The sequence below is a fragment of the Paraburkholderia terricola genome, assembly GCF_003330825.1.
In the GTDB taxonomy this organism is placed as follows: domain Bacteria; phylum Pseudomonadota; class Gammaproteobacteria; order Burkholderiales; family Burkholderiaceae; genus Paraburkholderia; species Paraburkholderia terricola.
Genome location: NZ_CP024941.1, coordinates 1,647,518 through 1,674,329, shown reverse-complemented (window position 1 = coordinate 1,674,329; position 26,812 = coordinate 1,647,518). Strand labels below are relative to the sequence as shown.

The 26,812-nt window shown below is 63.8% G+C and carries 26 protein-coding genes; 13 read left to right on the top strand and 13 right to left on the bottom strand.

Going from position 1 to position 26,812, the window contains the following annotated elements; genetic code table 11:
* Positions 1–214: 214 nt before the first annotated feature.
* The 9 genes from CUJ90_RS07610 (at position 215) to CUJ90_RS07565 (ending at position 10,464) form a co-directional block, all read left to right on the top strand.
* Positions 215–1,366 (top strand): DegT/DnrJ/EryC1/StrS family aminotransferase, encoded by a 1,152-nt coding sequence (locus CUJ90_RS07610; RefSeq protein ID WP_073426810.1) that lies wholly within the window; start codon positions 215–217, stop codon positions 1,364–1,366.
* A gap of 6 nt (positions 1,367–1,372) precedes the next feature.
* Positions 1,373–2,413, top strand: coding sequence for a glycosyltransferase (locus CUJ90_RS07605; RefSeq protein ID WP_073426811.1), 1,041 nt, complete (start codon positions 1,373–1,375; stop codon positions 2,411–2,413).
* Positions 2,410–3,345: a formyltransferase gene (locus tag CUJ90_RS07600; RefSeq protein ID WP_114162329.1), complete on the top strand. Its 936-nt coding sequence runs from the start codon at positions 2,410–2,412 to the stop codon at positions 3,343–3,345. The genes CUJ90_RS07605 and CUJ90_RS07600 overlap by 4 nt, the downstream gene beginning before the upstream one ends.
* Positions 3,342–4,406: a bifunctional UDP-4-keto-pentose/UDP-xylose synthase gene (locus CUJ90_RS07595; RefSeq protein WP_073426813.1), complete on the top strand. Its 1,065-nt coding sequence runs from the start codon at positions 3,342–3,344 to the stop codon at positions 4,404–4,406. The genes CUJ90_RS07600 and CUJ90_RS07595 overlap by 4 nt, the downstream gene beginning before the upstream one ends.
* A 9-nt stretch (positions 4,407–4,415) precedes the next feature.
* Positions 4,416–5,312 carry a polysaccharide deacetylase family protein gene (locus CUJ90_RS07590; protein ID WP_073426814.1) on the top strand — a complete coding sequence of 299 codons (897 nt, stop codon included), beginning with the start codon at positions 4,416–4,418 and terminating at the stop codon, positions 5,310–5,312.
* A 150-nt stretch (positions 5,313–5,462) separates the two neighbouring features.
* Entirely contained in the window at positions 5,463–5,924 is a 462-nt protein-coding gene (locus tag CUJ90_RS07585; RefSeq protein WP_073426815.1) for a peroxiredoxin, read from the top strand.
* A 338-nt stretch (positions 5,925–6,262) separates the two neighbouring features.
* Positions 6,263–8,128 (top strand): PhoH family protein, encoded by a 1,866-nt coding sequence (locus tag CUJ90_RS07575; RefSeq protein ID WP_073426816.1) that lies wholly within the window; start codon positions 6,263–6,265, stop codon positions 8,126–8,128.
* Between the two features lie 204 nt (positions 8,129–8,332).
* Positions 8,333–9,511: an NlpC/P60 family protein gene (locus CUJ90_RS07570; RefSeq protein ID WP_073426817.1), complete on the top strand. Its 1,179-nt coding sequence runs from the start codon at positions 8,333–8,335 to the stop codon at positions 9,509–9,511.
* 146 nt (positions 9,512–9,657) lie between these two features.
* On the top strand, positions 9,658–10,464 hold the full coding sequence (locus tag CUJ90_RS07565; RefSeq protein WP_073426818.1) for an SDR family oxidoreductase: 807 nt from the start codon (positions 9,658–9,660) through the stop codon (positions 10,462–10,464).
* 60 nt (positions 10,465–10,524) lie between these two features.
* Here CUJ90_RS07565 and CUJ90_RS07560 read toward each other — a convergent pair whose 3' ends face one another.
* The 8 genes from CUJ90_RS07560 to CUJ90_RS07525 form a co-directional block, all read right to left on the bottom strand.
* Positions 10,525–11,535, bottom strand: a complete 1,011-nt coding sequence (locus CUJ90_RS07560) for an inorganic phosphate transporter (protein ID WP_114162328.1) — start codon at positions 11,533–11,535, stop codon at positions 10,525–10,527.
* The gene (locus tag CUJ90_RS07555) at positions 11,535–12,161 is read right to left on the bottom strand and encodes a DUF47 domain-containing protein (RefSeq protein WP_073426820.1); all 627 of its coding nucleotides are present in this window, start codon (positions 12,159–12,161) and stop codon (positions 11,535–11,537) included. Before CUJ90_RS07555 ends, CUJ90_RS07560 begins: the two co-directional genes overlap by 1 nt.
* A gap of 130 nt (positions 12,162–12,291) precedes the next feature.
* Positions 12,292–13,677, bottom strand: a complete 1,386-nt coding sequence (locus CUJ90_RS07550) for a replicative DNA helicase (protein ID WP_073426821.1) — start codon at positions 13,675–13,677, stop codon at positions 12,292–12,294.
* A gap of 157 nt (positions 13,678–13,834) precedes the next feature.
* The gene (gene rplI / locus CUJ90_RS07545; RefSeq protein ID WP_073426822.1) at positions 13,835–14,287 is read right to left on the bottom strand and encodes a 50S ribosomal protein L9; all 453 of its coding nucleotides are present in this window, start codon (positions 14,285–14,287) and stop codon (positions 13,835–13,837) included.
* 27 nt (positions 14,288–14,314) lie between these two features.
* The gene (gene rpsR, locus CUJ90_RS07540) at positions 14,315–14,590 is read right to left on the bottom strand and encodes a 30S ribosomal protein S18 (protein WP_073426823.1); all 276 of its coding nucleotides are present in this window, start codon (positions 14,588–14,590) and stop codon (positions 14,315–14,317) included.
* A 2-nt stretch (positions 14,591–14,592) separates the two neighbouring features.
* Positions 14,593–14,892: a primosomal replication protein N gene (priB, locus tag CUJ90_RS07535; RefSeq protein WP_073426824.1), complete on the bottom strand. Its 300-nt coding sequence runs from the start codon at positions 14,890–14,892 to the stop codon at positions 14,593–14,595.
* A gap of 50 nt (positions 14,893–14,942) precedes the next feature.
* A complete protein-coding gene (gene rpsF / locus CUJ90_RS07530) occupies positions 14,943–15,317 on the bottom strand; it encodes a 30S ribosomal protein S6 (protein WP_073426825.1) in 375 nt (124 codons plus the stop codon).
* Positions 15,318–15,497: 180 nt separating this feature from the next.
* A complete protein-coding gene (locus CUJ90_RS07525; RefSeq protein WP_073426826.1) occupies positions 15,498–16,412 on the bottom strand; it encodes a LysR family transcriptional regulator in 915 nt (304 codons plus the stop codon).
* Positions 16,413–16,596: 184 nt separating this feature from the next.
* Here CUJ90_RS07525 and gcl point away from each other — a divergent pair, with 184 nt between their 5' ends.
* The 4 genes from gcl (at position 16,597) to lysM (ending at position 21,303) form a co-directional block, all read left to right on the top strand.
* Entirely contained in the window at positions 16,597–18,372 is a 1,776-nt protein-coding gene (gene gcl / locus CUJ90_RS07520; RefSeq protein WP_073426827.1) for a glyoxylate carboligase, read from the top strand.
* 107 nt (positions 18,373–18,479) lie between these two features.
* The gene (hyi, locus tag CUJ90_RS07515) at positions 18,480–19,289 is read left to right on the top strand and encodes a hydroxypyruvate isomerase (protein ID WP_114162327.1); all 810 of its coding nucleotides are present in this window, start codon (positions 18,480–18,482) and stop codon (positions 19,287–19,289) included.
* A 72-nt stretch (positions 19,290–19,361) separates the two neighbouring features.
* On the top strand, positions 19,362–20,270 hold the full coding sequence (locus tag CUJ90_RS07510; RefSeq protein ID WP_073426829.1) for a 2-hydroxy-3-oxopropionate reductase: 909 nt from the start codon (positions 19,362–19,364) through the stop codon (positions 20,268–20,270).
* A gap of 544 nt (positions 20,271–20,814) precedes the next feature.
* Positions 20,815–21,303 (top strand): peptidoglycan-binding protein LysM, encoded by a 489-nt coding sequence (gene lysM, locus CUJ90_RS07505; protein WP_073426830.1) that lies wholly within the window; start codon positions 20,815–20,817, stop codon positions 21,301–21,303.
* 145 nt (positions 21,304–21,448) lie between these two features.
* Here the strand turns inward: lysM and CUJ90_RS07500 are convergent, their stop codons facing one another.
* The 5 genes from CUJ90_RS07500 to cysT all read right to left on the bottom strand — a co-directional run bounded on the left by CUJ90_RS07500 (position 21,449) and on the right by cysT (position 26,736).
* Positions 21,449–22,492 (bottom strand): asparaginase, encoded by a 1,044-nt coding sequence (locus CUJ90_RS07500; RefSeq protein ID WP_073426943.1) that lies wholly within the window; start codon positions 22,490–22,492, stop codon positions 21,449–21,451.
* 156 nt (positions 22,493–22,648) lie between these two features.
* Complete coding sequence (locus CUJ90_RS07495; RefSeq protein WP_073426831.1) at positions 22,649–23,575, bottom strand: CysB family HTH-type transcriptional regulator; 927 nt, start codon at positions 23,573–23,575, stop codon at positions 22,649–22,651.
* A gap of 94 nt (positions 23,576–23,669) precedes the next feature.
* On the bottom strand, positions 23,670–24,728 hold the full coding sequence (locus tag CUJ90_RS07490) for a sulfate/molybdate ABC transporter ATP-binding protein (protein ID WP_114162326.1): 1,059 nt from the start codon (positions 24,726–24,728) through the stop codon (positions 23,670–23,672).
* Positions 24,728–25,843 carry a sulfate ABC transporter permease subunit CysW gene (gene cysW / locus CUJ90_RS07485; RefSeq protein WP_114162325.1) on the bottom strand — a complete coding sequence of 372 codons (1,116 nt, stop codon included), beginning with the start codon at positions 25,841–25,843 and terminating at the stop codon, positions 24,728–24,730. Before cysW ends, CUJ90_RS07490 begins: the two co-directional genes overlap by 1 nt.
* Positions 25,840–26,736, bottom strand: coding sequence for a sulfate ABC transporter permease subunit CysT (cysT, locus tag CUJ90_RS07480; protein WP_073426833.1), 897 nt, complete (start codon positions 26,734–26,736; stop codon positions 25,840–25,842). The genes cysW and cysT overlap by 4 nt, the downstream gene beginning before the upstream one ends.
* Positions 26,737–26,812: the final 76 nt, after the last annotated feature.

Here is a 26,812-nt window from a genome sequence, read left to right as displayed (position 1 = left end):
ACGCGGCCCGGCCGGGCTCCGCGAACTCGCGGCGCTGCCGTGGCGGGAATGCGTGGCACAAAATACCGTAAGCCGGGCGTCACGCCGGCCAAGAAAAATGTAAGGTTGACCGCGTTATGCTGTGCGGTTACCGCCCTTTTAGCCGCCACCCTAGATTTGCGCAGTCGTGCTTTTCGCGTTTTCAGGCTGCGCCCTTTCATCGAGCGATGCATTCATGACCCAGTCAACACTCCCGTTCCTGCCGTTCGTCAAACCCGAGATCGATGAAGAAACGATCCAGGGCGTCGCCGACGTGCTCCGCTCCGGCTGGATCACCACCGGTCCGCAGAATCAGAAGTTCGAGGCGGCGCTTTCGGAATTTTGCGGCGGCCGTCCGGTGCGCACGTTCAATTCGGGCACGGCGACGCTCGAAATCGGGCTGCGCATCGCCGGCGTGGGCGAAGGCGACGAAGTCATCACCACGCCCGCCTCGTGGGTCTCGACCAGCAACGTCATCTACGAAACCGGCGCGACGCCGGTGTTCGCCGACATCGATCCGATCACGCGCAACATCGACCTCGATCTGCTGGAAAAGGCCATCACGCCGCGCACCAAGGCGATCATTCCGGTGTATCTGTCGGGCCTGCCGGTCGACATGGACCGCCTCTACGGCATCGCGCGCGCCCACAAGCTGCGCGTGGTCGAGGACGCCGCCCAGGCGTTCGGCTCGACGTGGAAAGGCGAGCGCATCGGCAAGCTCGGCGACATGGTCTCGTTCAGCTTTCACGCGAACAAGAACCTGACCACCATCGAAGGCGGCGCGCTCGTGCTGAACAACGAGGAAGAAGCGGTCCTCGCGCAAAAGTACCGTCTGCAAGGCATCACCCGCACCGGCTTCGACGGCATGGATTGCGACGTGCTGGGCGGCAAGTACAACCTGACCGACGTCGCCGCGCGCGTCGGCCTCGGGCAGTTGCCGCATCTGGAGCGCTTCCTCGCGCAGCGCCGCAAACTCGTCCGCGCGTATTTCGCCGGGTTCGAAGGCGGCGCGGCGGTCAAGCTCGGCGTCGGCCTGCCGTTCGCGGACTTCGAGAACAGCAACTGGCACATGTTCCAGATCACGCTGCCGCTCGACCAGCTCTCGATCGACCGCGCCGGTTTCATGGGACAGTTGAAGGAGCGCGGCATCGGCTCGGGCGTGCACTATCCGGCGATCCACCTGTTCTCGCTGTACCGGGCGCGCGGCTTCAAGGAAGGGATGTTCCCGCACGCGGAGCGCTTCGGCGCCACCAACGTCACGCTGCCGCTCTTCACGCTGATGAACGAAGGCGACGTGGCGCGGGTCTGCCGCGCGGTCAATGAAATTTGCGAACAATACGGAAAATAAGCGGAAATGATTTATACGGAACAACGCGCCGTCACGCCGGAAGTGTCGATCATCATTCCGGTGTACAACGAGGAAGCCGGGCTGGCCGCGCTGTTCGCGCGCCTCTACCCGGCGCTCGATGCGCTCGGCACGTCGTATGAAGTGATCTTCATCAACGACGGCAGCCGCGACAAATCCGCTGCTCTCCTCGCCGAGCAGTTCCGCGCGCGGCCCGACACGAGCCGCGTGATCCTGCTGAACGGCAACTACGGTCAGCACATGGCGATTCTGGCGGGCTTCGAGCAGTCGCGCGGCGAGATCGTCATCACGCTCGACGCCGACTTGCAAAACCCGCCCGAGGAAATCGGCAAGCTGGTCAACAAGATGCGCGAAGGCTTCGACTACGTCGGCACGATTCGCCTGCAACGCCAGGACAGCTTGTGGCGCCGCAAGGCCTCGCGCGCGATGAATCGCCTGCGCGAGCGCATCACGCGCATCAAGATGACCGACCAGGGCTGCATGCTGCGCGCGTACAGCCGTCACATCATCGACACGATCAATCGCTGCGGCGAGATCAACACGTTCATTCCGGCGCTCGCGTATACCTTCGCGCAGAATCCGGTGGAAATCGAAGTCGCGCACGAAGAGCGTTTCGCCGGCGAATCGAAGTACTCGCTGTATTCGCTGATCCGCCTGAATTTCGACCTCGTCACCGGCTTTTCGGTGGTGCCGCTGCAGTGGCTGTCGTTCATCGGCGTGATTCTGTCGCTCGGGTCCGCGGCGCTCTTCGTGCTGCTGCTGATTCGCCGCTTCATCATCGGCGCGGAAGTGCAAGGTGTGTTCACGCTGTTCGCCATCACCTTCTTCCTGCTCGGCGTGATCATCTTCGCGCTGGGGCTGCTCGGCGAATACATCGGCCGGATCTATCAGCAGGTGCGCGCGCGTCCGCGCTATCTGGTGCAGACCATTCTCGAGCAACGCGACGGCGCCGCCGTGAGCGAGGCGCCGCGTCAAACGGTCGTGCAGGCCGTGCAATCGGCGCCAGTCAATCAGGGACCCAATCCATGAAACCGCGCGCCGTCGTATTCGCGTATCACAACGTCGGCGTGCGCTGCCTGCAGGTGCTGCTCGCGCGCGGCGTCGAGGTGGCGCTGGTCGTCACGCACGAAGACAGCCCGAGCGAAAACATCTGGTTCGGCAGCGTCGCAACGGTGGCGGCCGAGCACGGCATTCCGGTCGTGACGCCGGCGGATCCGAAGAGCCCGGAACTGCGCGCCGCGGTGAGCGCCGCGCGGCCGGACTTCATCTTCTCGTTCTACTATCGCCACATGTTGCCGGTCGACCTGCTCGCGCTCGCCGCGCGCGGCGCCTACAACATGCACGGCTCGCTGTTGCCGAAATACCGCGGCCGCGTGCCGACCAACTGGGCGGTGATCCACGGTGAAACCGAGACCGGCGCGACGCTGCATGAAATGGCCGCGAAGCCCGACGCCGGCGCGATCATTGCGCAAACGCCGGTGCCGATCCTGCCCGACGACACCGCCGCGCAAGTGTTCGACAAGGTCACGGTCGCCGCCGAGCAAACGCTGTGGCGTGTGCTGCCGGCGCTGCTGGCGGGGGAAGCGCCGCATCTGCCGAACGATCTGTCGCAAGGCAGTTATTACGGCGGACGCAAGCCGGAAGACGGCCGCATCGACTGGACGCAGCCCGCGCAGCAGGTCTACAACCTGATCCGCGCGGTCGCGCCGCCCTATCCCGGCGCTTTCGCCGATCTCGGCGGGCGGCGTTTCATCATCGCTCGCGCGCGTCTGGCCGTGCCGGGCGCGCTCCGCTCGGATTTGCCCCCTGGCCTGCACGTAAGCGATAATGCCGTTTTCGCGATATGCGGCGACGGTCGCGCAATCGCCATCCACGAATTGCGGCACCAGCACGACGGCCACGAAACCGTTCTCACGCCAGCCGAATTCGCCCAGCTCATCCAAACTCCCCGTCACTCATGAAAACCGAAGGTTTCGCCAAAAAAGTCCTGATTCTGGGTGTGAACGGCTTCATCGGCCATCACCTGTCCAAACGCATTCTCGAAACCACCGATTGGGAAGTCTTCGGGATGGACATGCAAACCGAGCGTCTGGGCGACCTCCTCAATCATGAGCGGATGCACTTCTTCGAAGGCGACATCACGATCAACAAGGAGTGGGTCGAGTATCACATCAAGAAGTGCGATGTGATCCTGCCGCTGGTCGCGATCGCCACGCCCGCCACCTACGTGAAGCAGCCGCTGCGCGTGTTCGAACTCGATTTCGAGGCGAACCTGCCGATCGTGCGTTCGGCCGTCAAGTACGGCAAGCACCTCGTGTTTCCGTCCACGTCCGAGGTCTACGGCATGTGCGCGGACGAGCAGTTCGATCCCGAAGAATCGCAACTGTCGTATGGCCCGATCAACAAGCCGCGCTGGATCTACGCGTGCTCGAAGCAGTTGATGGACCGCGTGATCTGGGGCTACGGCATGGAGGGCCTCAACTTCACGCTGTTCCGTCCGTTCAACTGGATCGGCCCGGGCCTCGACTCGATCTACACGCCGAAGGAAGGCAGCTCGCGCGTGGTCACGCAGTTCCTCGGCCATATCGTGCGCGGCGAGAACATCAGTCTCGTGGACGGCGGCGCGCAAAAGCGCGCGTTCACGGATATCGACGACGGCATCGGCGCGCTGATGAAGATCATCGAGAACAAGAACCGGGTGGCGACGGGCAAGATCTACAACATCGGCAACCCGACCAACAACTTCTCCGTGCGCGAGCTCGCGCACAAGATGCTGACGCTGGCCGCCGAATTCCCGGAGTACGCCGAGACCGCGAAGAAAGTGCAACTGGTCGAGACGTCGTCGGGCGCGTACTACGGCGCGGGCTACCAGGACGTGCAGAACCGCGTGCCGAAGATCGACAACACGATGCAGGAACTCAACTGGGCGCCCAAGTCGACCTTCGACGAAGCGCTGCGCAAGATTTTCGAAGCGTATCGCGGTCACGTCGCGGAAGCGCGCGCGCTCGTCGAACAGCAATAAGGCCGATCCTTGGCTCGTATCGTCCTGAAGATCGACGTCGACACGCTGCGCGGCACTCGCGAAGGCGTGCCGAATCTCGCGCGCATCTTCGACCGCTTCAAGGCGCGCGCCACGTTCCTCTTCAGCCTCGGGCCCGATCACACCGGTTGGGCGATGCGCCGCGTGTTGCGGCCGGGCTTTCTGAAGAAGGTGTCGCGCACCTCGGTGGTCGAGCACTACGGCATCCGGCAACTGATGTACGGGGTGCTGCTGCCCGGTCCCGACATCGGCGCGCGGGCGTCGGCGGAAATGCGCGCGATTCATGAAGCCGGCTTCGAATGCGGCATTCATACGTGGGATCACGTGTACTGGCAGGACAACGTGCGTTCGAAAGACCGCGCGTGGACCGCGGCGCAAATGCAGAAAAGCCACGACCGTTTCATCGAGGTGTTCGGCACGCCGCCCGTCACGCACGGCGCGGCCGGCTGGCAGATGAACGGCCACGCGTTCGAACAGATCGACGCCTGGGGCATGCGCTACGCGTCCGACGGTCGCGGCCATTCGCCGTATCTGCCGGTGGTGGGCGGCAAGACGCTTGCGCACGTGCAGATGCCCACCACGCTGCCCACGCTCGACGAAGTGCTCGGCGTGGACGGCGTCGACGAGCACAACGTCGCCGCATGGATGTTGAAGCACACCGAGAACAATCCGCACGATCAGGTGTTCACGCTGCACGCGGAACTCGAAGGGCAAAAGCTCGCCCCGATTTTCGAACAGTTGCTGGACGGCTGGCGCGCGCAAGGCCATACCTTTGCGACCATGGGTGATTACCACGCCACGCTAGACCGCGGCACGCTGCCCACGTACCCTGTCACGTGGGGCGAAATTCCAGGCCGCTCCGGCGAGTTGATCGTCCAGCCTTCCTGACTGGCCGTCCGACAGCCGGCTCCGACGATCCTGAGCGCCGCGCGAAAACCTGCCCGCGCCGCGGTTCACTTTCCCCCACAAGCATCGATGCCAGGCCGACGCCGCCAGCACTCATCCATTCGGCGCCGGCCATAACAACCGGAGAACCTCGTGCCCATCGCAGTCGACCAACCCATCCCCGACTTCACCGCCCCCGCTACCGGCGGCGAGATCACGCTGTCCAAGCTGCGGGGCAAGAAGGTGGTGCTGTATTTTTATCCGAAGGACAACACGCCGGGCTGCACGACCGAAGGTCTGCAATTCCGCGATCTGTATCCGAAGTTCAAGAAGGCCGGCGCCGAAATTCTCGGCGTGTCGCGCGACAGCCTGCGCTCGCATGACAACTTCAAGGCCAAGCTCGAACTGCCCTTCCCGCTGATCTCGGACCCTGAAGAAACGCTGTGCGCGCTCTTCAACGTCATCAAAATGAAGAAAATGTATGGCAAGGAAGTACGGGGAATCGAGCGCTCGACGTTCCTGATCGACGCTGAAGGCGTGCTCCGCCAGGAGTGGCGCGGCGTGAAGGTGCCAGGGCATGTCGACGACATTCTGGAAGCTGTACAAGCGCTGTGAGGCGCGTTATATTGGGCCGCAATGAGTGCCTGTCCACCCCATTCCTTCCGCGGCTGTGCCGGACTTGACAGTGGTCTTGTCGAAGTCGTGAGGCGCAACGCGATGACCGTAGGCGAGCCGCTTGCCCCGTACGCCGGGGCGGCGGCTTTTTTAATTGCGCGCAGCCGTTCGTTCACTCGGCCGCGCGTTTCCGTTAAGGAGCCGATCGAAGACCAGGCGAACCGGCATCTCTAGACCGAATGCGCGCCTCCGGGCGCAAACTGCGTGCGCACTCACGCGCACCGGCAGAATGCGACAGGCGGCGCACGATATGTGACCCGACTTTTTCGAGGGAAACCATGCCTTTGCCTACCCCCCCCAGCAAGCTCGGCAATCTCCTGCCGCCTGACGAATACAAGGCCAAGGCCGCCACGCCGGCGCGCTCCGCCGCGAAGAAACAGGCTGGCGACGGGGACAACGCGGAGCCGGCCGATTACGGCCGCGCCAATGTCGCCACGCCGATGGCGCATGCCGCCAATGCCGCGACCACCTTGCGGCCCGTGCCGGCGTCGTCGGCTTCCCCTGCTTCGTCCGCCGCAGCCGCGCAAGCCGCGCCGGCGCCCGGCCGGAAATCGCGGCAGAAAGCCGCGTTGCTGCAACCGGTTCCCGCCGCTCGTCCGCAGGCGGAGCCGGCTGCGCCCGCGGCCGAAGCACAGCCGGTCGTCGCGCGCGCGCCGAGCGCGAAACAGCCTGCCGCGAGCGCGCCCGCCGTCACGGCGCCAGGCACGCGCGGCACCGGCAAGAAGCGCGGCGCCGCCACCGGCACGCTCGAAATGCAGAAGCTCTTCGTGCTCGACACGAACGTGCTGATGCACGATCCAAGCTGCCTGTTCCGTTTCGAGGAACACGACGTCTATCTGCCGATGATGACGTTGGAAGAGCTCGACAACCACAAGAAAGGCATGTCGGAAGTCGCGCGCAACGCTCGCCAGGTGAGCCGCACGCTGGACGCGCTGGTGGCGAACGCCGGCAATATGTCCGACGGCATTTCGCTGGCGCGTCTGGGCAGCCGCGAGGCGTCCGGGCGTCTGTATTTCCAGACCAAGCTCACCGCCATCGAGCCGGTCGAAGGCCTGCCGGAAGGCAAGGCCGACAATCAGATTCTCGGCGTCGTGCGCGCATTGCAGCGCGACCGGATGGACCGTCAGGTCGTGCTGGTGTCGAAAGACATCAACATGCGCATCAAGGCGCATGCGCTCGGCCTGCCCGCCGAGGATTACTTCAACGACCAGGTGCTCGAGGACAGCGACCTGCTGTACTCCGGCATCCGTGCGCTGCCGCAGGATTTCTGGACCAGGCACGCGAAGGGCATGGAGAGCTGGCAGGACACGAAAACCGGCACCACCTATTACCGTGTGACGGGGCCGCTGTGCGCCTCGATGCTGGTCAACGAGTTCGTTTATCTGGAACCGCAGAACGGCGAGCCGACGTTTCATGCGCTGGTGCGCGAACTGAACGGCAAGACGGCGCTGCTGCAGACCCTGCGCGATTACGGTCATCATAAGAACAACGTGTGGGGCATCACCGCGCGCAACCGCGAGCAGAACTTCGCACTCAACCTGTTGATGAATCCGGAAATCGACTTCGTCACACTGCTGGGTCAGGCAGGCACCGGCAAGACGCTGGTCGCGCTCGCGGCCGGTCTCGCGCAGGTGCTCGACGACAAGCGCTACAACGAGATCATCGTGACGCGCGCGACGGTGCCGGTCGGTGAAGACATCGGCTTTCTGCCGGGTACGGAAGAGGAAAAGATGCAGCCGTGGATGGGCGCATTCGACGACAACCTCGAAGTCCTGCAGAAAACCGACGATGCCGCCGGCGAATGGGGCCGCGCCGCGACTCAGGAACTGATCCGCTCGCGCCTGAAGGTCAAGAGCATGAATTTCATGCGCGGCCGCACGTTCGTGGACAAGTATCTGATCATCGACGAGGCGCAGAACCTGACGCCGAAGCAGATGAAGACGCTGGTCACGCGCGCGGGTCCGGGCACCAAGATCATCTGTCTCGGCAATATCGCGCAGATCGACACGCCTTACCTGACGGAAGGCAGTTCGGGGTTGACCTACGTGGTGGACCGCTTCAAGGGTTGGGCGCACAGCGGCCACGTGACGCTGGCGCGCGGCGAACGCTCCCGTCTCGCCGACTACGCGTCGGAAATTCTTTAAGTTTCAGCGCATTGGCGTTACATCCAAGCCGCGTCCGGAGCATTCCGGACGCGGCTTTTTCATGCGCCGCGCGTTCGGTTCTGGCCACACTTAGCGCACGAACTTCAAGTAATTTATCAGGAATTCTTGCCGCAGCCATGCAGTGCGGGCTACCATCCCGACATCGTTTGCCATTAAACGAGCGTTTACCGCTCGGTCGTCCTCATGCGCCGACTCGCCTTTTCGCTGCTGACCGTTGTGCTGCTCGCCGCCTGTGCCGGCGCGCCGCAGAAGACGTCGCGCGGGTCGGGTTCGTCGGTGGCGGTCGCGAATGGCGCTTACCGCGCGCCGCCCCCGGGCTTTCCGAATTTCGTCGATCACAGCGTGGGCCGCGAGGAAATCTCGATCCAGGCGATGAGTCTCGTCGGCATCCCCTACCGTTGGGGCGGCAATACGCCGGATAGCGGCTTCGATTGCAGCGGCCTGGTTCGCTACGTGGTCGCGCGCGCCGCATCGGTGAATCTGCCGCGGACCACCGCCGACATGAGCGGGCGCGGCGAATCGATCGAGCCGGACGGAATCGCGCCGGGGGACCTGATTTTCTTCAATACGACGGGGCGCGCGCACTCGCACGTCGGCATCTACGTCGGCAAGCTGCGCTTCGTCAATGCGCCGTCGACGGGCGGCACCGTGCGGCTCGATTACCTGACCAATCCGTATTGGGCCAAGCGCTTCGACGGTATTCGTCGCGTGGCCGCGCCGGCCGCGAAACCGACCCCGTTCGATACGCCGAACTATCAAGCCTCGGCGCCGCAGCCCGAGCGCGTCGTGCCGGGCGAGTCGATGGCGTCGACGGGCCCGGCGGCCGCGCCGGCGAAGGCAACGCAGACTTCACCGGCTTACGCGGCCGGCGCCACCGCGCCGCAACAGGCGAGCCGCATCGCGACGGCGTCTCGTGCTCCATCGAGCGCGGGCGCTCAATCGGCCGCCGCAGTCGTGACAGCAGCGCCAGCGCCGCAAGCTGACGCGTTCGAACCGCCGCCGCCCGGCATGAGCGCCGCGCAGATCCAGGCGCGAGCGGCAGGCGCGGTATCCCCGGCGGCTGTTCCCGCGGCTCAAGCCGGTGTCTACGACGCCGCCGGGGGCTCCGCGACTCAATCGGCGACCACCGCAAGCACTGGCCAGCAGACATCGGGCAGCCGGACGCCTGACCCGATCGACGCCGCCGCCGATGCGTTCGAACCGCCGCCGCCCGCTTCGGTGGCCGCCCGCCAGGCCCAGCAAGCGGGTGCCGATGGCGGCGACGTACAGATCATGCGCGCCTCGACGGCCTCGCGCGGCACCCCCGCTCCTTCGCAAACCAACGACGACCCCATCGCCCGTTTCGCTAACGGCAACTTCTAAGGGGCTGCTCAGTTCGGCTGTGCGTCCCGCAATCGGAGGAGAGCCGAGCACCATGCACAGCGCGCCGCACCACGAGCCAACGCATCACGCCCCGCGCGCCGATCTGCTATCGTCACCGATATTTCTTCCGACAGCGGGTGGTAACAATGGACCTCGGGCTCAAAGACAAGGTGGTGTTGATCACGGGCGGCAGCAAGGGAATCGGGCTTGCCTGCGCCCGTGCATTCGCGCTGGAGGGCGCCAGAGTCGCGATCGTCTCGCGCGACCCCGCCAATCTGGCGCGCGCTTACGAGCAGTTGAAACAGGAGGGTCTGCACGTGCACCGCACCCGCGCCGATCTGCACGAGCCGCACAGCGCCGCCGATATCGTCGAGGAAGTCAGCGCCGCGGTTGGCCCGATCGACGTACTGATCAACAGCGCGGGCGCCGCCCGCCGCTATGACCCGGAAACGCTCGACGCCGACGCGTTCCGCGCCACCATGGAAGCGAAGTATTTCCCCTACATCTATCCGCAGCAGGAAGTGTTGCGCCGCATGGCCGAGCGCGTGAAAACCGGCAGCGGCGCGGCGCCCGGCACGATCGTCAACATCATCGGCATGGGCGGCAAGGTTCCCAGCGATATCCATATCGCCGGCGGCGCCGCGAATGCCGCGCTGATGCTCGCGACTGTCGGCCTCGCTCACTATTACGCGCGCTACGGCATCCGCATCAACGCGATCAACCCCGGCTCCACGCTGACCGAACGCGTCGAGGAAGCGGTCAACCTGGAGGCGACGCAGCAGGGCATCGAGAACACGGAGGCGCTCGCGCGCGGCCAGGCGAAAGTGCCGCTCGGACGCTTTGCGAAGCCGGAAGAAATCGCCGACGTCGCGCTGTTTCTGGCGAGCCGCCGCGCGAGCTATGTGACAGGCGCGATCGTCCCGATGGACGGAGCCAGCGCGCCGCTGATCTGAACGGCGCGCTTCAAAGCGCTGTATGTGAATTGCGCGGAAGGCGGCGAGACCGCCCCGCGCTTACAGAAAGTGGTGGCCGAGCCACCAGCCGGCTGCGGCAAGGGCAGCGGAAGCCGGAATCGTCAAGATCCACGCCCAGACGATGTTGCCGGCCACGCCCCAACGCACCGCGCTCAGCTTCTGCGTGGCGCCGACACCGACGATCGCGCCGGTGATCGTATGCGTGGTGGACACCGGAATGCCGAGTGCCGAGGCGGTAAACAGCGTGATCGCCCCACCCGCCTCCGCGCAAAACCCGCCGACCGGCTTGAGCTTGGTGATCTTCTGGCCCATTGTGCGGACGATCCGCCAGCCGCCGAACAGCGTGCCGAGGCCCATCGACAGATAACAGCCGCCGATCACCCATAGCGGCGGCGCTTCCGCGATCGACGACGCATAGCCGGTTGCAATCAGCAGCATCCAGATGATGCCGATGGTTTTCTGCGCGTCGTTGCCGCCGTGGCCGAGGCTGTATAAGCCCGCGGACAGCAGTTGCAGACGCCTGAAACGCCGGTCGACCTTGCTCGGCGGCGTGCGGAAATACAGCCACGACACCGCCAGCATGAAGAACGATCCCAGCACGAAACCGAGCAGCGGCGAGATAAAGATGAAAGTCACCGTCTTCATCAGGCCGTCGAAATTGAGCGAGTCCCAGCCCGACTTGGCGAGCGCCGCGCCCACCAGCCCGCCGATCAGCGCATGCGAGGAACTCGACGGAATGCCGTAATGCCAGGTGATGACGTTCCAGCCGATCGCGCCGACCAGCGCGCCGAAAATCACGTAATGGTCGACGATATTCGGATCGATCGTGCCCTTGCCGACGGTCGCCGCCACTTTGAGATGGAACACGAAATACGCGACGACGTTGAATGCCGCCGCGAAGGCCACCGCCTGCTGCGGCTTCAGCACGCCGGTGGAGACGACCGTGGCGATCGAATTCGCCGCGTCGTGAAAGCCGTTCATGAAGTCGAAAATCAGTGCGACGGCGACCAGGCCGGTGACGACCCAGATAGCGAGTTGTATCGATTGCATTATGCGTTTTCCAGCACGATGCCTTCGATGATGTTCGCTACGTCCTCACACTTGTCCGTGATCGTTTCGAGCAATTCGTAAATCGCTTTCAGCTTGATCAGGGTCTTGACGTTGTCTTCTTCGCGGAAGAGTTTCGACATGGCCGAGCGCAGCACGCGGTCGGCTTCCGATTCCAGACGGTCGATTTCCTCGCACGCCTTCAGGATCTGGCTCGCCTGCTTCATGTCCGACAGCAGGCTGACGGCGAACTGCACGCGCTCGGAGGTCGCCGTGCAAATGTGCGCCAGCTGGCTCGCTTCCGAGGTCACCGCCTGCACGTCGTACAGCGAAATGGCGGTGGCGACGTCCTCCATCAGATCGAGGATGTCGTCCATCGTGGTGATCAGCTTGTGGATCTCGTCGCGGTCGAGCGGCGTGATGAAGGTCTTGTGCAGCAGGTCGATGGTTTCGTGCGTGAGCTTGTCGGCAGCCTTCTCGGCTTTCTGCACGTTTTGCTTATGGGTTTCGGCGTCTTGCAGATTGTCGATCAGCAGCTCGAGTTCGTGGCTCGCCGAGACGATGCACTTTGCGTGCGCATTGAAAATTTCAAAGAACTTGCCCTCGGTGGGCATGAATCGACCGAACATTGGGATCCCGGAAATTGGTCACGTAATGGCTGACATAAAACCGCCATATTGTACCGTTCCGGGGTGGATGCCGCACTTGTGAAAGCGCCGTTACAACAGGCGCGTGAGTTGTCGCTTTACTTCCTGGGCGTCACTCGCCGTAGAAATTTTGCGCACCCGCAAAGTTATCGAACTTCGTATATTGGCCGTGGAACGTGAGGCGCACCGGACCGATCGGACCGTTCCGCTGCTTGCCGATGATGATCTCGGCCGTGCCTTTGTCGGGACTGTCGGGGTTGTAAACCTCGTCCCGGTAAATGAACAGGATCACGTCCGCGTCCTGCTCGATAGCGCCGGATTCGCGCAGGTCCGACATGATCGGCCGCTTGTTCGGGCGCTGCTCGAGACCGCGGTTGAGCTGCGACAGTGCGATCACGGGCACGTCGAGTTCCTTGGCGAGACTCTTGAGCGAACGCGAGATTTCGGAAATCTCGGTCGCGCGGTTTTCGCCGGTCGAAGAGCCGCTCATCAGTTGCAAATAGTCGATGATGATCAGGCCGAGTTTGCCGCATTGGCGCGACAGCCGGCGCGCGCGCGAACGCAGTTCCATCGGGTTCAGGCCGCCGGTTTCGTCGATGAAAATCTGCGCCTCGCTCATTTTCTGCACGGCGTGCGTGAGCTTCGGCCAATCCTCGTCGGTCAGGCGCCCGGTTCGCATGCGGTGCTGATCCAGCCGGCCGACCGAACCCAGCATCCGCATGGTGAGTTGCGAGCCCGGCATTTCCATCGAGAACACCGCGACCGGCAAGCCGTATTCGACCGCCACGTATTCGCCGATATTCATCGAAAACGCCGTTTTACCCATCGACGGACGACCCGCGACGATGATCAGCTCACCGCCGTGCATGCCCGAGGTCATGCGGTCCAGGTCGACGAAGCCGGTTGGCGTGCCGGTCACGTCGCTCGGATTGGCGGTGTGATAGAGCGTGTCGATCCGCTCGACCACCTGCGTCAGCAGCGGCCCGATTTCGAGGAAACCCTGCGTGCCGCGCGCGCCGTCCTCGGCGATCGAAAACACCTTCGATTCGGCCTCGTCCAGCAATTGCCGGACTTCCTTACCCTGGGGGTTGAATGCGTCGGCCGAGATTTCGTCGGCCACCGATACGAGCCGGCGCAGCACGGCGCGATCGCGCACGATTTCCGCGTAACGGCGAATATTGGCCGCGCTCGGCGTGTTCTGCGCCAACGCGTTCAGGTACGCGAGACCGCCGACCTCCTCGGCTTTACCCGCGGTGCCGAGCGCTTCATAGACGGTAATCACGTCGGCCGGCCGCGTCGCTGCGATCAGCTTGCCGATGTGCTCGAAAATGAGGCGGTGGTCGTAGCGGTAAAAATCACTCTGCGACAAGAAATCGGCGATGCGGTCCCAAGCCGCGTTGTCGAGCAGCAGGCCGCCCAGCACCGATTGCTCGGCCTCGATCGAATGCGGCGGGACTTTCAGCGACTCGAGTTGGGGATCTTTGGACGGTGCGTTCATGGAGAGGAATTATCGGGTAAATGCGTGCCGAGGGAAATCTAAAAACCGATACTTCGAGACATCGAAAACGGGCATAAAAAAGGCAGGGGCCGGTCACCCGGCCCCTGCCTCCTATCCCATTTGCCAGCACAAGGTCCTGGCAGATGTCAGACGATGCTTAGACGTGCTCGCCCAGAACCGACACCGTCACATCGACGACAACGTCGGTGTGCAGCGAGATCTGGACCGGATGGTCGCCGACCATCTTCAGCGGGCCTTCCGGCAGACGCACTTGCGCCTTTTCCACCGCGAAGCCTTGCTTGCCGAGCGCCTCGGCGATGTCCGCGTTCGTCACCGAGCCGAACAGACGGCCGTCCACGCCGGCTTTCTGGCCGATCTGGATCGTCGAGCCTGCCAGCTTTTCGCCTTGAGCCTGAGCGGCAGCCAGCTTTTCAGCGGCGGTCTTTTCGAGTTCGGCGCGGCGCACTTCGAATTCGGCCAAAGCTTCCTTCGTTGCACGGCGAGCTTGCTTGTTCGGGATCAGGAAGTTACGTGCGTAACCGTCCTTGACCTTCACGATATCGCCCAGGTTGCCCAGATTGACGACTTTTTCCAGAAGAATGATTTGCATGCGGATGCTCCTTATCGCGTCGTCGGGTTAGGCCTTGTGCTGGTCGGTGTACGGCACCAGCGCGAGAAAACGTGCGCGCTTGATTGCCGTGTCCAGCTGGCGTTGATAGTGCGACTTCGTACCCGTGAGACGCGCCGGCGTGATCTTGCCGTTTTCGCCGATGAAGTCCTTCAGCGTTTCGAGGTCCTTGTAGTCGATGTGATCGACACCGGCTGCCGTGAAACGGCAGAACTTCTTGCGCTTGAAGAGCGGATTTTGTTGCTGACGACGTTTGTCGAATTTCTTACCAGTCGGGCGGGCCATGTTCAGTCCTTTCCAATGTCCTGCAATGCTGTGATGTGAAATACCAGAGTTCTTGCGTTGCGGTGCTTTTTCGCCAGAAAGCCTGTGAAGAGCGTTTCCACGCCCATCTGGCAGCTTTCCAGCTTACCGCTCGCCTCACCCGCGGCTACCGCCTGCATGGTCAGTTCGACTTGCCGGGTGATGCCGGCTTCGACGACTTCCGCGCGGTGGTGCAACGTGCAGCCTGCAATCGGAACGCCGGCGGGGGTGTACCGCACCGGTTCGCGTTCGACGACGCTGGCCGTGAGTTGCAGCCGGTTCATGAGCCCTTTGACGAGAGCGACGCTTGTTCTGGTAGCTTAAATAGTGTGTCTTAAGCCTGCGCTTCGGACGGTTGCGTGGCAGCCGACTTCTTGGCTTCTTCGCGCTGCACTTCCTTCATCATCGGCGACGGGCCGGTTTCGGCCTTCTTCATCTTGACGATCAGGTGACGCAGAACGGCGTCGTTGAACTTGAATGCGTGCTCCAGCTCGTCGAGCGTGGTTTGGTCGCATTCGATGTTCATGCAGACGTAGTGAGCCTTCGCGAGTTTCTCGATCATGTAGGCCAGTTGGCGACGGCCCCAGTCTTCGATACGGTGGATCTGGCCACCGTGCGAGGTGATCGTGGTCTTGTAGCGCTCGATCATGGCGGGCACTTGCTCGCTCTGATCGGGGTGCACGATAAAGACGATTTCATAATGACGCATACACACTCCTGTGGACTTGTGGATTAAAGCCACCCGGGCGTCGGAACCGGTGTGGCAAGTGAGAAGCCGAAGAGTGTAACCCGAATGGGGCCGGGCTGCAAGATATCCCGTTATTGCGGCGCGCGAATCAGGTGTGTTTTCAACGGTTTAGCGCCGCAAACCCGAGGCTGGAGCCATCCGTCAATAGGCCGGACGGTTCCAGTAATCCTCGCTCGCGTACACCTCTTTCAGATAATCGATGAAATAGCGCACCCTCGCCGGCACGTAACGCTGCTGCGGATACACCGCGAGGATGTCGTAATCGGGCAGCGCGAATTCGTCCAGCACGGTTTCCAGTTCGCCGCGCGCGAGTTGCTGCTGGATCTCCCACGTCGAGCGCCAGCCGAGCCCGAGCCCTTCCGAGACCCAGCGATGCAGCAGCTCGCCGTCGTTGCAGTCGAGCGAGCCGCCTACCCGCACGGTCACCAGCTTGCCGTTGCGGCGAAAGTACCAGCCGCGGTTTTGTCCCCCTTGCAGATTGAAGGCGAGGCAATTGTGGCGCGGCAGATCCTCGAGCGTTTTCGGCTTGCCGTGCTGGCGGAAATATTCCGGCGTGCCGCACACCACGCGCCGGTTCGACGCCAGCTTCACCGCGACGAAGTTCGGATCCACCGCCCCGCCGATCCGGATCGACAGGTCGTAGCCCTCGCGCACCAGATCCACGACACGGTCGGTCAGATTGAACGACACCTGCAATTCCGGCTTGTCGACGATAAAGGCCGGGGCGAGCGGCGCGACGTGCTTGCGCCCGAACGCGGCCGGCGCCGACACGATCAGATGGCCGTTCACCGCGCGCCGTCCGGCGCTCAGCTCGTTTTCCGCCTGGTCCCATTCGGTGAGAAGGCCGCGGCAGCGCTCCAGAAACGCGGCGCCTTCCTCGCTGACCACCAGACGGCGCGTCGAGCGGTACATCAGCTTCACGCCGAGGCGCTTTTCCAGCGCATCGATCCGGCGGCCGAGAATCACCGGCGACACGCCCTCTTCCAGCGCGGCGGCGGCCAGGCTGCCCGCATCTGCCACGCGCACGAAGGTTTCGATCTGCTTGAAGCGGTCCATGTCTGTCTCCTGCCGGCCTCGTGCCATTCCATACTTTTTGTTTCGAAATAAGCGACCCGAACTGATCTTATCAAACCTTTAGGTCAGGCCTAAAGTGCATTCGACAACGCTTGATTCGCAAATTCGTTGCAGCTTCATCCGCGGATTGCGCCCGCCACAGACCACAGACATTCAGGAGACATTCATGGCCAAGATGAGAGCCGTCGACGCAGCCGTGCTGGTGCTCGAAAAAGAAGGCATCGACACCGCATTCGGCGTTCCGGGCGCTGCGATCAACCCGTTCTACTCGGCCATGCGCAAGGCAGGCAATATCAGCCACGTGCTGGCGCGTCACGTCGAAGGCGCGTCGCACATGGCCGAGGGCTATACGCGCGCCCAGCCCGGCAACATCGGCGTGTGCATCGGCACGTCGGGCCCCGCCGGCACCGACATGATCACCGGTTTGTACTCCGCTCAGGCCGACTCCATTCCTATCCTGGCCATCACCGGCCAGGCGCCGCGCGCGCGTCTGTACAAGGAAGATTTTCAGGCCGTCGACATCGAATCAATCGCCAAGCCCGTCACCAAATGGGCCGTCACCGTGCGCGAGCCCGCGCTGGTGCCCCGCGTGTTCCAGCAGGCGTTTCACCTGATGCGCTCGGGCCGTCCCGGCCCGGTGCTGGTCGATCTGCCGATCGACGTGCAGCTCGCCGAAATCGAATTCGACATCGACACCTACGAGCCGCTGCCCGTCTACAAGCCCAAGGCGACGCGCAAGCAGATCGAAGCCGCCCTCACCTTGCTGAACGATTCGGACAAGCCGCTGATCGTCTCGGGCGGCGGCGTGCTGAACGCGGCCGCCGAGGATCTGCTGGTCGAGTTCGCCGAAACCATCGGCGTGCCGGTGATCCCCACGCTGATGTCGTGGGGCGCGATACCCGACGATCATCCGCTGATGGCCGGCATGGTCGGCCTGCAAACCTCGCACCGCTACGGCAACGCGACCATGCTCGCCTCCGACTTCGTGCTCGGCATCGGCAACCGCTGGGCGAATCGTCACACCGGCAGCATCGAGGTCTATACGAAAGGCCGCAAGTTCGTGCACGTGGATATCGAGCCGACGCAGATCGGCCGCGTATTCGGCCCGGACCTCGGCATCGTGTCGGACGCGAAGGCCGCGCTCGAACTGTTCGTCGAAGTCGCGAAGGAATGGAAGGCGGCCGGCAAACTGAAGGACCGCGGCGCATGGGTTGCCGATTGCCAGCAACGCAAGCGCACGATGCATCGCAAGACCCACTTCGACAACGTGCCGATGAAACCACAGCGCGTGTACGAAGAGATGAACCAGGTGTTCGGCCGCGACACCTGCTACGTGAGCACGATCGGTTTGTCGCAGATTGCGGGCGCGCAATTCCTGCACGTCTACAAGGCGCGCAACTGGATCAACTGCGGCCAGGCCGGCCCGCTCGGCTGGACGATTCCGGCCGCGCTCGGCGTGCGCGCGGCGGACCCGCAACGTCCGATCGTCGCGCTCTCGGGCGACTACGACTTCCAGTTCATGATCGAGGAACTGGCCGCCGGCGCGCAATTCAATCTGCCCTATGTACACGTGGTGGTGAACAACTCCTACCTCGGCCTGATCCGCCAGGCGCAGCGCGCATTCGACATGGATTTCTGCGTGCAGCTCGGTTTCGAGAACATCAATTCGCCGGAGACCAACGGCTACGGCGTGGACCACGTCGCGGTGGCCGAAGGCCTGGGTTGCAAGGCGATCCGCGTGTTCAAGCCCGAAGAACTGAAGCCCGCCTTGCAAAGGGCCCAGGCGATGCTCTCCGAGTTCAACGTGCCGGTGATCGTCGAAGTGATTCTGGAACGCGTGACCAACATTTCGATGGGCACCGAGATCGACGCGATCAACGAGTTCGAGGAACTGGCCGCGACGCGCGAGGACGCACCGACCGCGATCAGCATCGCCGACTGAGTTTCCCGACTTTGCATCACATGAGGGCTTTCGCAGCGTAGCGACCCGACGCTGTGAAAGCGCCTCACGAAGTCATTCCACTGACCGACCAGCGAGACCCCCGCATCATGCCGAAATTCGCAGCGAATCTAACCATGCTCTTCAACGAAGTACCGTTCCTCGACCGCTTCGCGGCCGCCGCGGACGCGGGCTTCGACGCCGTCGAATTCCTGTTCCCCTATCCGTATCAGATCGCTGAGCTGAGCGAGCGTCTGCAGCAGAACCGCCTGAAACTCGTCTTGCACAACCTGCCCGCGGGCAACTGGGAAGCCGGCGAACGCGGCATTGCGTGTCTGCCGGATCGGGTGAGCGAGTTCCAGGAAGGCGTCGGCCGCGCGATCGAATACGCACGTGCCTTGAAGGTGCCGCAACTGAACTGCCTCGTCGGCATTCCGAGCGCCGGCGTGGACGCGGACAAGGCGCGCTCGACCATCGTCGAGAACCTGCGCTTTGCCGCGGGTGAATTGAAGAAGGCCGGCATCAGGCTGCTGGTCGAGCCGTGCAATTCCTACGACATCCCCGGCTTCGCGTTGAACCGTTCGGCCGAAGGCCTCGATGTGATCCACGCCGTGGCTTCGGACAATCTGTTCCTGCAATACGACATCTATCACATGCAACGGATGGAAGGCGAACTCGCGGCGACGATCACGAAGAACCTGGCGCGCATCGCGCACATCCAGCTCGCCGACAACCCGGGGCGCAACGAACCGGGCACCGGCGAAATCAACTACCCGTTCCTGTTCGAACTGCTCGATTCGCTCGGCTACGACGGCTACGTCGGTTGCGAGTACAAGCCGCGCACCACCACGACGGCCGGCCTCGGCTGGTTGCGCAGCATGGCCGGGCAGGCGCGCGGCGCGGCCCACGCCGCTGTCTGATCGAACGATCAGGCGCGTCGCGCCCGGAAGGAAGTCCCTCGGGCGCCCCAACAACACTGGAGATTCAGACACATGGCAAAGATCGGTTTCATCGGCCTCGGCATCATGGGCGCGCACATGGCGCGCAACCTCATCAAGGGCGGTCATTCGCTGTTCGTGAACGGCGCGTACCCGGTGCCGGAAGATCTGGGCAAAACGACCACCGTGGTCGCCGATTCGACCGCTGTCGCGCAAGCCGCCGACATCGTCATCATCATGGTGCCGGACACGCCTGACGTCGCCAACGTGCTATTCGCCGACGACGGCGTCGCCGCCGGTCTCACGAAGGGCAAGCTGGTGATCGACATGAGTTCGATCTCCCCGCTCGATACGCAGGCATTCGCGAAGAAGATCAATGCGCTCGGCGTCGATTACCTCGACGCGCCGGTGTCCGGCGGCGAAGTCGGCGCGCGCGAAGCAACGCTGACGATCATGGTCGGCGGTCCGGAACAAGCGTTCGCGCAGGCCAAGCCCTTGTTCGAACTGATGGGCAAGAACATTTCGCTGATCGGCGAGAACGGCGCGGGTCAAACCTGCAAGGTCGCCAATCAGATCATCGTCGCGCTGAACATCGAAGCGGTGGCCGAAGCGCTGCTGTTCGCATCGCGCTCGGGCGCCGATCCCGAACGCGTGCGCAAGGCGTTGATGGGCGGCTTCGCTTCGTCGCGCATTCTCGAAGTGCATGGCGAGCGCATGACCAAACGCACGTTCAATCCCGGCTTTCGTATCGAACTGCATCAGAAGGACTTGAACCTCGCGCTCGACGGCGCGCGCAAGCTCGGCATCGCCTTGCCGCATACGGCGAGCGCGCAGCAACTCTTCAGCGTGTGCGCGGCGAACGGCGGCAAGGCATGGGATCACTCGGCGATGGTGCGCGCTCTGGAAATCATGGCGAACTACGAAGTCGCGCAAGCGCCGGATAGCGCGGCGAAGGCTGCTTGAGTCGTCATGCGGGTTGCCTTGACCGCGGCTTCGTCGGCTCGGTCTTCGTCGTCACGGCAATCGCAGGTGGGGCGTCCGTTGCGTCGCGCGACATGCGCGGCGCAGCGGACAAAGCGTGTCGCTCTGGGCTGAGAGCGGCACAGTGGGGTCCGCAGCGGCACCCGGCGGCGCCGGGGAAGCCTTGGTCGGTCAGACGTCGTCGTCGGGTGTCCGGCTGTCGGATCATCGTCATGCTTTTTCCGCCAATGTCTCGCGGCGGGGTGCATCATGCACGCCGCTTGCTGCACCTCCGCTTGCGCGTTCGCTTGGGCATTCGCTTGCACGCTTGCTTGCATTTGCTTGCAACTGCAAGCACCCCGGCGCACCTTTTTTGACACATCGCTTCGCGCTTTTCTCCTACACTCCTTGAGTCCGCCTGCTTGCGTTTCAGGCATCCCGTGCCGCTCTTCGCAGCGCGCGTCTTTCGCTTCATTCGCCCGATTCGCAACCAGTGCACAACCCGTGCGCAAAGTATTCTTGCGCCGCCACGTTAGGAGTGTGATCCATGGGTATTCTCAGTTTCATCAAGGAAGCCGGCGAAAAACTGTTCGGCGCCGCCTCGACCTCGGCACAAGCCGCGCCTGCCGCGCCCGACCTTGCCGCGTTGAATAAAACAGCGGGCGACGCGATCGCCGCATATATCCGCACCCAGGGTCTGGACGCCACCAATCTGCAAGTCGCATACGACGGCACGAGCCACACCGTCACCGTGTCCGGCGAGGCGGCCGATCAGCCGACCAAGGACAAGATTCTCGTCGCGGCCGGCAACGTGCAGAACGTCGACAAGGTGGACGATCAACTGACCGTCACCACGCCCGCGGCTGCGCCCACTCAGTTTCATACCGTCGTGCCCGGCGACAATCTGTGGAAGATCGCGGAGAAGTACTACGGCAGCGGCGCGAAGAACGACGTGATCTTCCAGGCCAACACGCCGATGCTGAAGAGCCCGGACAAGATTTATCCGGGTCAGGTATTGGTGATTCCGCCGCAGTAACCCGCGGTTGCGGTAAGCATTGCAGCAAGCGGTAATAACAGCGGTAAAAGCAGCGGTAAAAACGAAAAACGCGGCGCTCGAGTCATCAACTCGAGCGCCGCGTTTTCATTGCGCGATCATGCGTGTGGCCGTGACCGTTACCGCATCAATACGTATCGAAGACCTTTTGCAGCGCAACCGGCCCCGTGCCACCCGCGGCCAATGCCAGCATCAGCAGCACACGGGCCTTGTACGGATTCAGCGAGCCCGCGCTGACGAAACCAAGCGCGTCATCGGCGGCGGCGCCGTTGCGCATCACGTGCCCCGAACCCACGCGCGAGGAGCGCACCACCGCGACGCCTTGCGAGACCGCATCGGCCAACGCCTGTTGCAGCGACGCGTGGATCGAGCCGTTGCCCGTGCCGGCCACCACGATGCCGCGCACGCCGGCGGCAACGAGCGCATCCACGGCAATCCGTGAGACGCCGGCATAGCTCGCGACGACCTCCACATGCGGCCACTTCGCGCCGATCACGAACTCGGTCGCGAGCGTATGCGGACGCACCACGCCGCGCTGGAATTCGACCCGCCCGTCCTGCACCCAGCCGAGCGCGCCGATCTCCGGCGAGTGGAATGCGTCGACGGCATACGTGCTCGTCTTCACCACGTCGCGCGCGCTGTGAATCTTGTTGTTGAAGGCCACCAGCACACCCTGCCCGCGCGAGCCCGCGTGCGCCGCGACCGTCACGGCGTTCAGCAGATTCAGCGGACCATCGGCGGAGAGCGCGGACGCCGGACGCATCGCCGCGCTCAGCACGACCGGCTTGTCCGACTTGACGGTCAGATGCAGCAGATAGGCGGTTTCCTCGAGTGTGTCGGTGCCGTGCGTGACGACTACGCCGTCGATGTCGTCTTCGGCGAGGAGCGCGTTGATGCGTTGCGCGAGCGTGGTCCAGAGCGGCAGCGCCATGTCCTTGCTGTCGATGCTGGCAATCTGCTCGGGCGCGATGCGCGCCACCGTGGACAAAGCCGGCACCGCCGCCAGCAATTGATCGACGCCGACCACGCCCGCCTGGTAGCCGGAGGTGTTGGCGGCGTCCGCCGCGGTCCCGGCGATCGTGCCGCCGGTGGCGAGCACGGCGATGCGCGGCAGCGTCGGTGTGACGCCCTGGTTTGAAGGCGTCGCGGAAGAGGAAGTCGGAGTATTCATGGCGGCGATTGTAAGCGATGCGCCGCGCGCCGCGATGCGTGAAAAAACGGATGGCCGTTCGTTTTGGATTAGCGATGCTGGGCGCCAACGCTCGCGCATCGCCCGCGAACGATTCAGCGCCACTTCGCGCCGGACCTCAAGGATCCGGCGCCAACCTCACACCGCCTCGCGCAATTGCGCGGCGATCTCCGCTTCGTTCAACTGCGGCGCGAACATCTCGATCAGCCGATACGCATACGCGCGCAGGAACGCGCCCTTGCGCAGACCGACCCGCGTCGTGCTCGCCTCGAACAGATGCTGCGTATCCAGCGCCACCAGTTCGGTATCGCGCCTGGGATCGTAGGCCATCGCCGCCACCACGCCGATGCCCATGCCGAGTTCGACGTAGGTCTTGATCACGTCCGCGTCGATCGCGGTCAGCACGACGTCGGGCAACGCGCCTGCCTTGGCGAACGCCTGGTCGATGTGCGAGCGGCCCGTGAAGTCCTGGTCATACGTGACGATCGGGAATTCGGCGATTTCGTCGAGCGTCAGATTTTCACGGCCCACGAGCGGATGATCCTTCGGCACGACCACCACGTGATGCCACGAGTAGCACGGAAACGTGACGATGTCCGGAAAGCGGTCGAGCGCCTCGGTCGAGATGCCGATATCCGCCTCGCCGTTGATGATCATCTGCGCGATCTGCTGCGGGCTGCCCTGGCGCAGCGCCAGGTGCACTTTCGGGAACACCTCGGTGAATTGACGGATCACCTTCGGCAACGCATAGCGCGCCTGCGTGTGCGTGGTCGCCACCACCAGGTGGCCGCTGTCCTGATCGGCGAACTGGCGCGCGACGCGGCGCAGATTCTCCGCGTCGAGCAACATCCGCTCGATCAGTTGATGCACAGCCTTGCCCGGCTCCGTGAGCCCCGTCAGACGCTTGCCGCGCCGAATGAAAATGTCGACGCCGAGTTCGTCCTCGAGATCCTTGATCTGTTTCGATACGCCCGACTGCGACGTGTACAACACGTTCGCCACCTCGGTCAGATTCATGTTCTGGCGCACGGCCTCGCGCACGAAGCGCAATTGCTGGAAGTTCATCTGTATGTCTCCGGTTCAGCCAGAGTGAGTTATTTGAGTTCGATCGAAACGCCGGGGGTCGTTGCCCGCTTCACTGCGGGCTTCACGACGTCATTCATTGCGCCGGAAACACGCGCAATGCGCGCGGCACGGCGGTCACGCCATCGCCGACCGCCAGTTGCAGATCGCGCCACGCTTCGCGATCGAGTTCGGCTTCGAGCAGGTTGCCTTCGCGGCCCGCGAGTTCGACCCGCACCGAGCCGCCCAGCGTCACCACGCGCCGCACGTCGACGACGATGCCTTCGCGATGACCGGCCGCCTGCGGGTACAACTGCAGATCGTGCGGACGCACATAAGCGAAGGCCGGCCCGCTGAATCCCGCGGTGATCGCGACCGGCAGCGCCGCGCCGTCGACCACGAAGCCGCTCGAATCGACGTTGCCGTGCAGGCGGTTCGCCGCGCCGAGAAACTCGTAGACGAACGAGGTTTGCGGATGGTCGTACACGTCCTGCGGACTGCCCACCTGCTCCACGTGCCCGCGATTGAGCACGACGATGCGGTCGGCCACTTCGAGCGCCTCTTCCTGATCGTGCGTGACGAAGATCGTCGAGATATGCAGATCGTCATGCAGACGCCGCAGCCAGCTACGCAATTCCTTGCGCACCTTCGCGTCGAGCGCGCCGAACGGTTCGTCCAGCAGCAGCACCTTCGGCTCGACGGCCAACGCGCGCGCCAGCGCGATCCGCTGCCGCTGGCCGCCCGACAGCTCCGACGGATACCGTTGCGCGAGCCAGTCGAGTTGCACGAGCTTCAGCAGTTCGTGCACCTTCTCGCGAATCACCGCTTCCGAGGGACGCTCCTTGCGCGGTTTCACACGCAGACCGAACGCGACGTTCTCGAACACCGTCATGTGACGGAACAGCGCGTAATGCTGGAATACGAAGCCGATTTCGCGTTCGCGCGCGCCGACCGTCGCGACGTCCTGGCCTTGCAGCACGACCTGGCCGCCGTCCGCGTATTCGAGCCCGGCGATCACCCGCAACAAGGTCGTCTTGCCGCAACCCGAGGGCCCGAGCAGCGCAACCAGTTCGCCCGGCGGGAAATCGAGCGAGACGTTATCGAGCGCGACGAAATCGCCGAAGCGCTTCTGCAGGTTACGAACGGTGATACCCATTACAGCTCTCCTTGCTTGAGCGGGTGTGGCTGCGATGCATTGACGGATTGCGAGGTGGTCTGTGAAGCGGTCCGCGAGCCAGGCTCAGAACCAGGCTGCGAACCAGGCTGTGAACCAGGCTGTGAACCAGGCTGTGAAGCCGGCGCCGGCGTGACGGGCCCGGCATACGCGGGCACGTCGCGCGCCGCCGACAGTTCCGCCGACATATGCCGCTCGGCGAGCAGCTTGAGCGCCAGCGTGACGAGCGCGAGCAACGCGAGCACCGACGCCACCGCGAACGCCGCCGAGAAGTTGTACTCGTTGTAGAGAATTTCGACGTGCAGCGGCATCGTGTCGGTCTGGCCGCGAATATGGCCCGACACCACCGACACCGCGCCGAACTCGCCCATCGCCCGCGCGTTGCACAGGATCACGCCGTACAGCAGGCCCCACTTGACGTTCGGCAGCGTGACGCGGCGGAAAATCTGCCAGCCCGAGGCGCCGAGCACGTGAGCGGCTTCTTCCTCGTCGTTGCCTTGCGCCTGCATCAGCGGAATCAGTTCGCGCGCGACGAACGGGAACGTGACGAAGATCGTCGCCAGCACGATGCCCGGCACCGCGAAGATGATCTGCACGTCATGGGCTTGCAGCCACGGGCCGAACCAGCCTTGCGCGCCGAACAGCAGCACGTAGATCAAGCCCGAGATCACCGGCGAAACCGAGAACGGCAGATCGATCAGCGTGGTCAACAGCGCCTTGCCGCGGAATTCGAACTTGGCGATGCACCAGGAAGCCGCGAGACCGAACACGAGGTTCAGCGGCACGGCAATCGCCGCGGTGATCACGGTGAGCTTGATCGCCGACAGCGCATCGGGATCGGCGAGCGATTCCAGATAGAAGCCGAGCCCCTTGTTCAACGCCTGATAGAACACGGCGACGAGCGGCACGACGAGAAACAGCGCGAGAAACAGCAACGCGACCCCGGTCAGGATCCAGCGCACCACCGGCGGTTCGGTCACCGGATCGGGCCGGCGCGCGACGTTGAGCGGCGCGCGCGGCGCGACGGCGACGGCGGCCCGATCCGTCCCATCCGCGCGATTCACACGATGCGCGCCGTCGGCGGAATGGCGGCTCATCGCACACCTCCGCCGATCGCCGCGACGCTTGCCGGGGCCGGCGCCGGGCCCGCGCCGCCGCGCCCGGTGCGGCGCTGCAAGTACCACTGCAAGGTATTGATGAACAGCAGCATCAGGAAGGACACGACCAGCATCACCACGGCCAATGCCGTGGCGCCCGCGTAGTCGTATTGCTCGAGCTTGGTGATGATCAGCAGCGAGGTGATTTCAGACTTCATCGGCACATTGCCGGCGATGAAAATCACCGAGCCGTATTCGCCGAGCGCGCGCGCGAACGCCAGCGCGAAGCCCGTCAGCAGGGCCGGAAACACCGACGGCAACACCACGCGGCGAAACGTCAGCCAGCGCGACGCACCGAGGCACGCGGCCGCCTCCTCCTGTTCGCGCTCGAACTCCTCGAGCACTGGCTGCACGGTCCGCACGACGAACGGCAAGCCGATGAACGTCAGCGCAACCAGCACACCCGCCGGCGTGAATGCGATCTTGATGCCGAGCGGTTCGAGAAACTGCCCGATCCAGCCGTTGCCCGCGTACACGGCCGCGAGCGAAATGCCGGCCACGGAGGTCGGCAAAGCGAACGGCAGATCGACCACCGCATCGACGATGCGCTTGAACGGAAACGTGTAGCGCACCAGCACCCACGCCACCAGAAAGCCGAACACCGCGTTGATCAGCGCGCCGCCCAACGCCGAGAAGAACGTCAGGCGATACGACGCGAGCACGCGCGGCGAACTCACCGCGCGCACGAACTGCGCCCAGTCGAGCGTCGCGGTCTTGAGGAAGGTTGCGGCAAGCGGAATCAGCACCACGAGGCTCAGATAAGCCACCGTGATGCCGAGTGTCAGGCCAAAACCGGGCAAGGCGCTCGGTTTTCGGAAGGTCAACGTCGTCATGCTCAATGCTCTTTCAGGGTTCACGCCTGCGTGTTCTGGCCGCCGGGCCCTGGCTGGCCAAAGCGCGCCACTGGGG